The sequence below is a fragment of the Methanomicrobium sp. W14 genome, assembly GCF_017875315.1.
Taxonomy (GTDB): Archaea; Halobacteriota; Methanomicrobia; order Methanomicrobiales; family Methanomicrobiaceae; genus Methanomicrobium.
Window position 1 is genome coordinate 100351 of the sequence record NZ_JAGGMM010000001.1, and the last position, 11886, is coordinate 112236.

At 42.5% G+C, this 11886-nt stretch carries 14 protein-coding genes, 1 tRNA gene and 1 CRISPR repeat array; of the genes, 3 read left to right on the plus strand and 12 right to left on the minus strand.

Annotation, left to right across the window (positions count from 1 at the left end; translation table 11 throughout):
- Positions 1–89: 89 nt before the first annotated feature.
- Positions 90–1178, plus strand: coding sequence for a DUF3089 domain-containing protein (locus J2128_RS00490; protein ID WP_245323234.1), 1089 nt, complete (start codon positions 90–92; stop codon positions 1176–1178).
- A 121-nt stretch (positions 1179–1299) separates the two neighbouring features.
- Here J2128_RS00490 and nth read toward each other — a convergent pair whose 3' ends face one another.
- The 4 genes from nth to J2128_RS00510 all read right to left on the minus strand — a co-directional run bounded on the left by nth (position 1300) and on the right by J2128_RS00510 (position 3142).
- Positions 1300–1947, minus strand: a complete 648-nt coding sequence (gene nth / locus J2128_RS00495) for an endonuclease III (protein ID WP_209688823.1) — start codon at positions 1945–1947, stop codon at positions 1300–1302.
- 13 nt (positions 1948–1960) lie between these two features.
- Positions 1961–2035 (minus strand) — tRNA-Pro (locus J2128_RS00500).
- A 68-nt stretch (positions 2036–2103) separates the two neighbouring features.
- Complete coding sequence (gene pyrH, locus J2128_RS00505; protein WP_209688824.1) at positions 2104–2808, minus strand: UMP kinase; 705 nt, start codon at positions 2806–2808, stop codon at positions 2104–2106.
- A 187-nt stretch (positions 2809–2995) separates the two neighbouring features.
- The gene (locus J2128_RS00510) at positions 2996–3142 is read right to left on the minus strand and encodes a YHS domain-containing protein (protein WP_209688825.1); all 147 of its coding nucleotides are present in this window, start codon (positions 3140–3142) and stop codon (positions 2996–2998) included.
- Positions 3143–3357: 215 nt separating this feature from the next.
- On the opposite strand from J2128_RS00510, the gene amrS reads away from it, so the two are divergent.
- Positions 3358–4365 (plus strand): AmmeMemoRadiSam system radical SAM enzyme, encoded by a 1008-nt coding sequence (gene amrS, locus J2128_RS00515; RefSeq protein ID WP_209688826.1) that lies wholly within the window; start codon positions 3358–3360, stop codon positions 4363–4365.
- Between the two features lie 128 nt (positions 4366–4493).
- Here the strand turns inward: amrS and J2128_RS00520 are convergent, their stop codons facing one another.
- Both J2128_RS00520 and J2128_RS00525 read right to left on the minus strand, forming a co-directional pair.
- Positions 4494–5159 (minus strand): flavodoxin family protein, encoded by a 666-nt coding sequence (locus J2128_RS00520; RefSeq protein WP_209688827.1) that lies wholly within the window; start codon positions 5157–5159, stop codon positions 4494–4496.
- Positions 5156–5554: a hypothetical protein gene (locus J2128_RS00525; RefSeq protein ID WP_209688828.1), complete on the minus strand. Its 399-nt coding sequence runs from the start codon at positions 5552–5554 to the stop codon at positions 5156–5158. The genes J2128_RS00520 and J2128_RS00525 overlap by 4 nt, the downstream gene beginning before the upstream one ends.
- 135 nt (positions 5555–5689) lie before the next feature.
- Here J2128_RS00525 and J2128_RS00530 point away from each other — a divergent pair, with 135 nt between their 5' ends.
- On the plus strand, positions 5690–7036 hold the full coding sequence (locus J2128_RS00530) for a mannose-1-phosphate guanylyltransferase/mannose-6-phosphate isomerase (RefSeq protein WP_209688829.1): 1347 nt from the start codon (positions 5690–5692) through the stop codon (positions 7034–7036).
- 193 nt (positions 7037–7229) lie between these two features.
- A CRISPR array of direct repeats spans positions 7230–7631; the repeat unit is 37 nt; unit sequence GTTTCAATCCTTGTTTTATTGGATGTACCACTTCAAG.
- 221 nt (positions 7632–7852) lie between these two features.
- On the opposite strand, the gene J2128_RS00535 is transcribed toward J2128_RS00530, so the two are convergent.
- From J2128_RS00535 to J2128_RS00560, 6 genes are all read right to left on the minus strand, one after another.
- Positions 7853–8287: a phosphate-starvation-inducible PsiE family protein gene (locus tag J2128_RS00535; RefSeq protein WP_209688830.1), complete on the minus strand. Its 435-nt coding sequence runs from the start codon at positions 8285–8287 to the stop codon at positions 7853–7855.
- Between the two features lie 206 nt (positions 8288–8493).
- On the minus strand, positions 8494–8718 hold the full coding sequence (locus J2128_RS00540) for a hypothetical protein (protein ID WP_209688831.1): 225 nt from the start codon (positions 8716–8718) through the stop codon (positions 8494–8496).
- A 170-nt stretch (positions 8719–8888) separates the two neighbouring features.
- On the minus strand, positions 8889–9167 hold the full coding sequence (locus J2128_RS00545) for a hypothetical protein (protein WP_209688832.1): 279 nt from the start codon (positions 9165–9167) through the stop codon (positions 8889–8891).
- A gap of 74 nt (positions 9168–9241) precedes the next feature.
- Positions 9242–9949, minus strand: coding sequence for a TIGR00266 family protein (locus J2128_RS00550; protein ID WP_209688833.1), 708 nt, complete (start codon positions 9947–9949; stop codon positions 9242–9244).
- Positions 9950–10024: 75 nt separating this feature from the next.
- On the minus strand, positions 10025–10861 hold the full coding sequence (locus J2128_RS00555; protein ID WP_209688834.1) for a response regulator: 837 nt from the start codon (positions 10859–10861) through the stop codon (positions 10025–10027).
- Between the two features lie 3 nt (positions 10862–10864).
- Entirely contained in the window at positions 10865–11827 is a 963-nt protein-coding gene (locus J2128_RS00560) for a PstS family phosphate ABC transporter substrate-binding protein (RefSeq protein ID WP_209688835.1), read from the minus strand.
- Between the last annotated feature and the right edge of the window lie 59 nt (positions 11828–11886).

The window sequence follows — 11886 nt, forward strand, 5'->3', positions numbered from 1 at the left end:
TTCTGAAGAACATGAACCAAAACTTTTCATATTTTGGTTCGGTTAAAGGAAATGGCATCTTTTAAATGAAAGTTTGGTTTAGTAATAATATGATACCGGATAATCTCAAAAAAAACGGTCTTGTAAGACTGTCCCTTCTGGTTGCGGTTGTCGGACTGGGTTTTATTCTTGTATGCGGGTGTACAGGCGACGGAAATGCGCCTGTAAATTCAGACGGCGGTGAAACTGCAGTGAATGCATCAACAGAAAAAAATATTGGGTTAAACGAAACCACTTCTTCTGAAAGCGAAGTTGACTACTCTGACCCCTACAACTGGCTGTCCCTGCCTGCTGTTGACAAGGAAGTCGACGTGTTTTACGTATACCCAACGGTAAGTAGTAATTCGTCCGGCTCCATGCTTATAAGCGATGACACTGACAGGGCGCTCGCACAAGGTATTCTTGAGGCCCAGGCAAGTGTTTACGAAACTTCTGCAAATGTTTTTGCACCGTATTACAGGCAGATGTCAACAGGCGTAACGATGTCCGGCAGCGGTCTTGCAACGGATACTGATGAATTTAAGCGTGGTGCAAAGGATGTTGAGGCTGCATTCGACTATTATATCGACAATCTCAATAACGGCCGTCCGTTTATAATTGCAGGCCACAGCCAGGGGACGATGGCGCTTATTGAGCTGATAAAAAACCGTTTCGGTGACGACCCAAAGTTAAGGGACCGTCTTGTCGCAGCATATCTTATCGGCTACACTGTGACGGATGACGACCTTTCAAAGGCAAACCTTACCGCAGCAAGTGGTGCAAACGATACCGGAGTCGTAATTACCTACAATACGCAGTCGCCGTCGTCTGTCGGAGGGCCGATGCTTATGGCAGGTGCACACTGCATCAACCCTCTGAACTGGAAGACGGACCCGACATATGCGGATGCATCGGAAAATCTTGGTGCAGTGTTTTACAATGATTCTACCGGAGAATTCCTGCGTGAAGTCGCAAATTACAGTGATGCACAGATAAACATGACATCCGGAGCCCTGATGACAAACATTCCAAAAGGAGAGGAGCTTGATATCGGCTCTTACCCGGAAGGTGTCTATCACCGCTATGATTACGCTTTCTGGTACAGAAACCTTGAGCAGAATGTGGGCGACAGGATTCAGGCATATCTTGCAGCCCACTAAACCAATAATTTTGCGTAATTTTTTTAGTATGACCGGATACAGCCCGGCCGGACTGGTGAAATTCAAAATTAATCTAAGATCTTTAAGTTAAGAGTAAATCCGGTTCACCTGATATTTGATATTAGAGGGGATTCTCCCTGTAATACCTGCAAATATCTTTAAGCCCGCATTTTTCACATGCAGGTTTTTTTGCGTCGCATACGGCTCTTCCGTGTGAAATAAAAAGGAAATTGATTTTTCCCCATGCTTGTTTCGGGTATATTGATTTCAGGTCCTTTTCGACTTTTACAGGGTCAGTATTTTCAGTCAGTCCGAGGCGGAAAGAGACGCGTTTTACATGCGTATCCACTGCAATGCCCTCGTTTATGTTGTATGCATGGTTTAAAACTATGTTTGCGGTTTTTCTCCCGACGCCCGGAAGATTAACGAGCTCTTCAATCGTTTTCGGGACTTTGCAGTCGTATTCGCGACATAAAATTTCTGATGCACTGACTATGTTTTTTGCCTTCGAGTGGTAAAAGCCGGTGCTTCTGATAAGTTCTTCGACTTCCGTGATATTGGCTTTTGAGAGGCTTTTGCAGTCCGGGTACTTTTCGAAAAGCTTTTGTTTTACCCTGTTTACCGTTTTGTCAGTCGTCTGTGCGGAAAGTATGGTCATTACAAGAATCTGGAAAGGGTTTTCAAACTCCAGAAAATTGAAATTAGTACCCTTTTTTACGTATAGTTTTTCAAGAACAGAATATATTTTGCAGGCATCTTTTGTATGCATAAAAAAACACTTATGGGGTAGGGCAGATTCGAACTGCCGTCAAAGCGTCCCAAACGCTCTAGGATGGACCAGGCTACCCTACTACCCCTTCTGTGACATCACTTATTTGTTCGTTCTGTTAAAAAATATGCCGGTTTTGTATTAAATTATCAGGCGTCAGAGGGGCAGGGGACATTTTTTTGAGCTGCTTACAACCGAACCGCAGAATTTTCCTTTTACAAGCGCTTCTGTCAGGTTTTTGGTGTCTGTTCCGTCAAGGACTATCAGAGGTATCATGCTTCTCTGGATTATTTTTGCGGCGACGAGGTCTATTACGTTGTTTGAGCCTGCACCCATTTTTCCTTCGGATACAATCGATATGAGGTCTTCAGGGGTCATCGTCTCGAATTTTTCTGCACTGCTGTTCTTTTTCGGGTCTTCCGAATATATTCCGTCTATTGAAGTTGCGTTGATTAAAAGGTCAGCTTTAACGCGTTCTGCAAGGACTGCCGAGACCGCATCAGTAGTCTGTCCCGGGGTGACACCGCCCATAACAACAATCTTTTTTGATTCTGCATATTTCAGTGCGTCAGTATAGTCCCTGGCAACAGCAGGATAGGCGAAGTCCCCGAGGGCCCATAGAAGAAGCGATGCATTTATCCTTGTTATCATTATTCCAAGTTCGTCCGATGCGGCTTCGTCGATACCAAGCGAGCGCGCAACATCGATATACCTTCTGGCTTCACCGCCGCCTCCGATGACTATGAAGACCTGGTATTTTTCAGACAATCCGGACAGGGCATCCCGGTAATCCTTTATTCTGTTGGATTCAAGTGAAGGGACAAGAACAGAACCGCCAAGTGATATTACGATTTTTTTCATACTAAAACTAAATTTTGGTTATGATAGCATATATTCTTTCCAAAAACATGCCCGGGATATTTCATATAGGACTTTGGAAGAAAATATCCCATATATCAGGCGTTTTAAAAATGTTTGTCGTGTAAAGAAAGGAGAGCCCTTTTTTAGATAATCCGGGAAAAGGAATTTTTTTTCTATTTTTCGGGTTTTAATTTTCCAGAAATTTTTCAGGCTCCTTGTCAAAAGAAATTTTGCAGCCTTTTGCGCAGAAATAATACCTTTTTCCTTTGTATTCTGATGTATATTCCGCTGTTTTTTCATCAACATCCATTTTGCATACAGGGTCTGTCGCCATTTTTATGTCATCTCGTTTTACATTTTTTTGCAGATGTCTTTTCAGGCTTTCCTGCAAATAATTATCTTTAAGGATGTTTTTTGCAGATTAAGATTTCCCTGTGCAAAAGCTGTCTGTATTTTTATCTGCCGGGGATTTTTGAAATTCCAAAAGAAGGGGAAACATTATACGTAAAAACCTGCTGATAAAAGACCATTGGCAGGTGAACGGATAGAATGCATGAAGCTGTTCTTTATGAAAAAACCGGTGATAATTCTGTAAAATGCGGACTTTGCAGCCACAGGTGTCTGATTAAGGAGAACAAGAGTGGAATATGCGGCGTCAGGACCAACAAAGGCGGAACCCTTTACACCGAAAGTTACGGAAGGGTAAGCGCGGAAGCCGTCGACCCGGTCGAAAAAAAGCCCCTTTATCATTTTCTTCCCGGAACACAGGTATATTCACTGGGGGGAATCGGGTGCAACTTCAGGTGCAAACACTGCCAGAACTGGGAAATATCCCAGTGTACGACCGCAGACTTTCTTCACGGCTTAAGCCCGCAGAAGGGTGTTTTAAAAGCTCTTGATTACAGGTGCAGAAGCATTGCATGGACATACAATGAGCCAACTCTCTGGCACGAATATGCGATGAACATGGGAAAGCTGGCCCAAAGTGAAGGTCTCGGGACGATATATGTAACAAACGGTTATATGACGGAAGAGGCCGTATCCGAACTTTCAGGGATGCTTTCTGCATTCCGCGTGGATATTAAGGCTTTCACCGACGACTTTTACCGTAAGATCTGCGGTGCGAAACTTCAGCCTGTCTTGGATGCGACGGTTAAGGCGAAGGAGTGCGGGATGCATGTCGAGACTGTAACCCTTCTTATTCCCGGCCTGAACGATTCCGACGACGAGATAAAAAGTCTTGTCAGCTGGATTTATGAAAATCTCGGTGAAAATACTCCTGTCCATTTCACGGCTTTCCACCCGGATTACAATATGACCAGTCTTTCCCCTACACCCCTGAAAACTCTTGAAAAAGCGTATCTGTTTGCAAAGGATGCCGGAATCAGGTATCCTTACATAGGAAACGTAGCGTCACATCCTTACTGCAACACATGGTGTCACAACTGCGGCGCCCTTCTTATAGAAAGACACGGATTTATGCAGGATGAGGTGAACCTTGACAAAGATATGTGCAAAGTATGCGGGGCAAAAATACCTGTCGTGAGATCTTTATGATTTTTGAGAGGTTTTTTCAACTGTGTTGCATAATCCGCCCGAACAATACTATAAATAAATGAACCGGAGGTAAAGAAGAAGGCTTGGAATATTTTGGCGGGATTCCACGGAAAAATAAATTAATTATTTTAAATTTTGTCCTGTTTTTTCCAGTAGCTGTATTCGTGCTTCCACTCATCTTTGTTTTGCGTGACAAGCACCTTCATCCTCTCCCCTATTTCGCCGTGAAGTCTTTCCTGTTCAGGCCAGGTTTTTTTCTCTTTAATTGCCTCAAAAAGCTCTTCACCGCAAGCATATGCCTGTTTTTTAGCTTCTTTGATACCGTTCGGGTCTGGCCCGATGTCGATGTTTACTTTACCTGTGGTGTTTGCACCCAGGACAATGAGAGTTGAGTTCAGGTATTCAGCAACCGAGTCGGAGTTTGCTCCTCCTGCAGTGGATACCGAAAACCCGTATTTGCCTGTAAACTTCTGGCAGTGTATGGAGTCTGCAAGCCTGTCGAGAAACACCTTCATCTGCGCAGAGACTGAGTTTATGTAGTTGGGAGAGCCGAGAATTATCCCGTCGCTCTCCATGATTTCATCAAGGATCTCCTGATAGTCGTCTTTTCGCACGCATTTGCCTTTTTTATAGCATACGCCGCATGCCTTGCAGAATTTAATATCCTGTTTGCACAGGTCAATGTACTTTGTGTCTGCACCTTTTTTTTCAGCTCCTAAAAGACCTTCTTCTACAAGCGATGCGGTAACGCTTTTCTTTCCCCTCGGGCTTGCGCACAATCCGGTTATCTTCATTTGTAGTCCTCCGAAATGTCTATATCAAGATTATACTCTTTTCCGCATTCCCCGTTAAGTTTTGCTGTAAATAATTTGTAGTCCCCCTCATCTATAACCTCAAAAAAATGACTGTCTGTGTCGGCGGTTTCCCCTGAATTCCGGTCTATGAGGTTACACCTTACCATGACGTTTTTTGCATTGCCTGTACCTGCGTTCTTAACTTCGACCTGCGAGACGTAATAGCACGAACCGTCAGTAGTATAGTGCCTTTCAAGTGAGGATGCGGTCTTTTCAAATCCGTGGGTACTGATGCTTTTTTCAGTTGTGGAATCCGATGAGCACCCCGCACAGAATGCCGCAAACAGAAGAACCGTAACAGCTGCAATTATATATATAGCATTTTTTGTACTCATACCTGTCAGAACCTCCATGTTTCATTTTATACTCACGTCCGGGAATAAATGTTTTCATCGAGTAATACCAAATATGAAGTGCTTATACTAATTGTCATTTGAAGAGGAGATTCTTTTTAATCCGGTGAATAAAAAATGAAGGCAGTTATTCTTGCGGGCGGCACCGGGACCAGGCTATGGCCCCTGTCGCGTGAATATTACCCAAAACAGTTTTTGAACATTGACGGAAATTCCCTTTTTCAGGGGACCTTTTTGAGGGCACTTAAGTTATGCAGACCCGAGGATATCATTGTCGTGACAGGAGAAATATATCAGTTCCTTGTAAAAAGCCAGATAGAAGACCTCGGCTACAGCATACCTGAAGGTCATATTTTAAAGGAGCCGTGCGGTAAAAATACGCTTCCTGCAATATTTTGGGGCGTCAAAACCGTCCGCGATGAATCGGGAGATGATGACATTATAGTTTTCCCGAGCGATCACCTTCTTTCGGACGAATCGATAGAAATTTTCAAAAAGGCGGAAAATCTTGCGAAGGACTATATTGTGGTCTTCGGTGTGAAGCCCGACGGCCCCAATACCGGTTACGGCTACATAAAACCGGGTCAGACTCTTAAAGACGGCTTCAAGGTTTCCGAGTTTAAGGAAAAGCCGGACCTTTCACTTGCTGAAAACTACGTGAAGTCCGGTTATCTCTGGAACAGCGGGATATTCCTTTTTTCATCGAAGGTTTTTCTTGACGAAGCCAAAAAATACCAGCCGGAAATGACAGATATATTCTCCGGAGAAGATATAGATTACCCTTCGCTTGATTCTGTGTCCATCGATTACGGTCTTCTGGAAAAATCGGGAAGAGTCGCAGTAGTTCCGCTCGACTGCTTCTGGAGTGATCTTGGAAGCTTCAAATCATTTTACCTGGCAAAAAAGCCTGATGAAAACGGCAACGTGGGTTCAGGTGAATTTCTTGATTCGAAAGGCAATTATGTCTCTTCAGGCGGAAAAAAGGTGGCACTTGTAGGAATTGAGAATACGGCGGTTGTGGACTCCGGGGACGCACTTTTAGTCTGCAATATGAACTGCACGGAGTCGGTAAAGGAAATTGTAAAGAGGTACCAGGAAAGAGGTGACGATATCGCGAAATATCACCTTACCGTAAACCGCCCGTGGGGGTCGTATACGGTTCTTGAGTCCCATGACTTTTTCAAGATAAAAAGGGTCTCTGTAAAACCCGGGAATGTCCTTTCGCTTCAGATGCATTATCACAGGAGTGAACACTGGGTTGTTGTAAGCGGAAGTGCGGAGGTTACTGTGGATTCGGATGTCAGGACGCTTGTCAGGGGACAGAGCACTTATGTCCCGGCAGGTGTCAGGCACAGGCTTGCTAACCGCGGAAAAATCCCTCTTGAGGTAATTGAGGTTCAGATAGGAGAGTATCTCGGGGAAGATGACATAGAAAGATTCGATGATATCTACGGGAGAGTTTAATGGTTTTAATGCCATTTGTTCCGGGATTTATTGCCTTAAGATATAACTGAAAAAAACAGGTCTCTAAAATAAACAGACCGGATGTTCATCTTCTCCATAAAGCTTTTAGCCCTTTTTTCTTTGATTACTGTTATTTTTACTTCAAAATTTTAGCATAATCCCGGTTCAGCCTGTGTTTCCGTGTATCAGTATTTTTCAGACCCTTGTTTTACTGGATGTACCACTTCAAGTCCTCCGGTGGATCAAAGGCCCGCCCCGGCACCCGAGTTTCAATCCTTGTTTTATTGGATGTACCACTTCAAGCACTAGAGCAAGAGCACTTCAAAATATTCAGAGATTGTTTCAATCCTTGTTTTATTGGATGTACCACTTCAAGGTGCGGTGTCCTCCGGGTAACTTCGGCCGCTCTGAGTTTCAATCCTTGTTTTATTGGATGTACCACTTCAAGTCTTATACCTGACAGTATGCTGCTTCCTACCGCGTAGTTTCAATCCTTGTTTTATTGGATGTACCACTTCAAGAAGAAATAAATCAATTTTTACAAACCATACATATGATGTTTCAATCCTTGTTTTATTGGATGTACCACTTCAAGCGCAGATAATTTTGGTTCTTTTTTCATATAACTGAAATTCGGCACCTGAAATTTGCGTTATGTTTTCTTCTGGCAAAATTATCGGACTCCTTATAAATAGAAGAAATCAGCCTGCCCTTTTAATCTTAATTATAGTATTCACTAATAAATAAATGAAACCGGCAGATCAGAACTAAAAAAAAGTGTGAATAATTCTCTTTTCCAGTGATGTTTTTTGTTTTTTAATTGCTGGTCTTGATTTCATCCGCTTTTTTGACGAAATAATATCCTGCGGTAAGAGCTATTACTAAGGCACCGATTCCTATAAGCTCAAAATCGGATGTAGTGTTCGGGTCGATAACGATGACCTTTCTTGATATTGCAATTATTGCAAGGATCAAAACAATTCCGACCTCTATCTTTTTTGTCTCAAGGAACGACTTTATGGTGTCCATCAGTTCAAGGCCGATTAATATCAGCAGGAAAAAATCAAAGAACTGTAAAATTCCGTATGTTTCAAGCAGGTACGGAGTGCCGTCATAGAGAAGGTTGGACAGTATAATTGTAACAAGTTCAAATAAGGAAAAGACTATTACTATGATAAGTAGTATCATAAGAACCATGTAGACTATCGTTTCGATGTCTGTTATGCCTTTGAGAACCTTTTCATCTAACATTTTCTTTTCAAGAAATCTCTTTTTATAATATATATTGGTACTGTCTGGCAGGCTTTTATGGAAAGAAATTCATTTATTCGCTTCTGACTTTTTTTAATTCTGCAGGTGCCAGTTGACATGAGCTTTTGGAGAAGACCTTTAAAAGAGGAAAAATTAATTTTGCCAATAATATCTGCATCAAATTTTTTTATGGGACAATTTGATCTTTAATCCTTGCACTCGTCGTGTTTGCCGCAGAAATCGGTCCTGACAATTTTCGGGCCGTTTTTATCAAGAGCATAATATGAAGGGTTGCCGACAAGGTCTGAGACGTTTATTTTCATTTCGATAAGATTTTCATAACTGAACAGTTCAGAAATTATCTGGTCACCAGCCATGTACGACACCTGAAGCCCGTTGAAACTTTTCTGAACACCTATTATTTTCTCCATGCTACCAAGATGGTAGGTTACACTACATATATTTTTTTCAGAGATGATTCTCATCGCAGAATCTCAAAACGTTTTTTTCTGTTTTTGAAAATCAGTGGATTCATATTTAACAGCGTTTTGACGTATATCTCCGGCGGAGACATATGTGAATTTAAAAAAGTTTGATTTTATTATTTTTTGTTGTTTACCGGCTTTACAGAGTCCATGGTGTAGTTTCCCTCAGTGACAACATTGTCCTTTACTATGTAATATGGTATTACCATTATCGTCATCACGATGACTGCTGCAACCGCAAGCAGTATCAGAATTCCCAAAAGCACAATAAAACCAAGTATCAGGTATTCAAGGAAGTATAAAGCAAGTATTATTGCGGCAATGAGAATTATCGCTGCAATGATTATGAATCCTGCTCTTCCCGCACGCCCTGAATTTCCGCTTGTATCATTCATTTTAAAATTCCCCTCTTCATTTCCAATAAAAGCATAAGCAGGCAGGTTTAACCTTTTGCCTGCAGTTTAAATTCTCATATATCAATGTCAATCGCTCCGCTGTTTCCTGATGAATTCGGCAGGAACGGGTTGAGTGAATTTGCAAGCTGCTGAAGTGTCATGGACTGGATAATTATTTTTCCCGGTCCTGTCAGTGTTGTAAGAAAAAACCCCTCTCCTCCGAACATTGCTGTTTTTATGCCTCCTGAGGCCTGGATCTCAAACTGAACCGAAGGTTCCCAGCCGACCACGTGTGCGGTCGAAATTTTGTACACCTGGCCCTGCTCAAGATTTATTTCGACAAGGTCTCCGCAGGCATGTAAAAATACCATGCCGCTTCCGGAAAGGTGCTCCAGGATTAATCCCTCGCCGCCGAAAAACGTGGAGCCCAGCTTTTTCTGGAACGCTATATTCCATTCGACTCCTTTTTCGGCACATAAAAAGGCATCTTTCTGCACAATGAACTCTTTTCCGGTTATATCCATCGGGTAAATTTTTCCGGGCGCACTTCCGGCAAAAGATATGACGCCGTTTCCTCCTCTGCCTGTAAAGTTCGTTATCATGAAAGACTCACCGGCAAGCTTTCTTTTTATTCCCTTGAAAAGCCCTCCCTGGAGTTCGGCTTTCATTTCGACGTTGCCACTCATGTAAACCATGGCGCCTGCTTCTGCCCAGACCGTCTCGTCAGGGCTGGTCTCGATTGTGACAAACTGGAGGTTGTCTCCGGATATGGTGTATTTCATGTTGCTTCACCTTTGTTGTTTGCTTTAGTCAGGCAATTGTTAGGTAATTCTCTGATATAACAATATATGATGCTTTCAGGCAGACGCTTCTTTCCTTTCTACGGTGCACACGGTCCCAGAACCTCTTGCACTGGCAGTTCCGGGGCCTGAAATCTCTTTTAATGCAATAATTATTCCGATAGTACTTCCGTTTTTTGTTTTCGGGACAATTCTTATTCTGACAGTGACCGGCTCTCCGTATTTATCAGTGATGCATACCTTTTTTTCGTTTGCGGAAATTGTTCCGGTTAATTCTTTGTTGTTGTCCGGCATATCTTTCCGGGGTACTGCAAAATATTCCGGTGATATTCCAAAAAGGTCAGAGACAGATTTGCAGATGATGTCATTATTGAAGAACCCGGTCAGATTTTCAAGGTACGGGTTTATGTAAAGGACTTTTCCGGACGGGTTTAAAATCAGGATACCCTCGTCATACAATGACATGCTTTTCACACCTGTGGGGATTCCGGCAGTATTTTCCCCATGTGCCTTTTGGTTCATCTCGAAAATCCGTATTGCGACTGAAACGGATGACAAAAGCTCTTTCTTCTGGAATGGCTTTGCGAGAAATCCGTATGGTTCGGCTTTTTTGGCCCTTTCAACTGTTTCGCTGTCGGTAATTCCTGTCATAAATATTATGGGTATCCCGAAAAGATGCGTAAGGTAGCCGGCTGTTTCTATACCGTCAATATTGCCTCCCAGGTTAATGTCGGAAATTACGAGGTCGGGGTGGCTTTGTGCAGCTGCCGCAAGGCCTTTTTCTCCGGTTTCAGTAGTGCCTGAAATTTCATACCCGTCTTTTTCGAGAAATACCGAGATAATTTCTGCTATTGCAGAGTCGTCTTCAATCAGAAGAATCTTTCCTGATGCCATTATTTAATTCTCTCCTCTCAGTTCCGCTGCTGAGAAATAACCTATTTCATTGAAGTATGCTGTTGATGACGGATCTGACGCAAAATATATGAAATCTTTTACCAGATGCGGTGTTTCTTTGCATGTCACATAGTTAAGCGGCCTTGTAAGGCCTGTTATGTAATAGGAATCCTTGGTTTCGGATTTTGACTCGTCATTCTTAAGTTCCATTAATATATCCTCTCTTATGCTGTTCATGTTCACAGGAAGGGCATTCTTTGCGCCTTTATCCAGGACCTTTAATATTTTTACACCGGGATCGGATTCGGCATAACCGAAATCAACGAATCCTACGGAGTTTGCGTTGTCCTTGACAAGGTTTAGGACTTCTGCGTTTCCTTTTGCGGAGATCTGTGCAATATCACCTGATTTTCCCGTGTCCCGGGCTTCAAATGAGTCGTCAAGGTTTTTTTGTCCGTCAAAAAGCCAGCCTGCAAACGTTTCTTCAGTTCCCGACTCTTCGCTTCTCTGTATAACCGTTGTTATATTGCATATGCCGGGCATTGAGGAGACATTTTCAGATTTATTGTTGTAGAGCATCGTGAGCTCTTCATAAGTTATTGTATCAATGCTGTTCATCCGGGAGGTAATTATTACAATTGCACTTGCCCCTATCTGGTAAACTTTCATTTCCGGATATTTCTCAAGTTCAGATTCCTTTATTTTTCGTGATGCCGACCCTATGTCAACTACGTCTTTTCCGGCATCCTCTATGCCTTTGCTTGATCCCCCGCCGGTAACGGTTATTTCAATATCCGGGTGGTCGTTCATATAAGCTGTCGCAAGGAGTTCGGAAACCGGCTGGATTGTCGTAGAACCTGATATTGAGAGTTTTTTATCACTTGTTGATGTTTTTGAGGATATGTCTTTTGTCTCTTTTCCTGTACATCCCGATATTACTATAACCAGAAAAATAAGTAAAATCATCAAAATTATTGTTACGGTGAAATTATTTCTTTTATTAAGCTTTGCCGGGATGTTTTTTT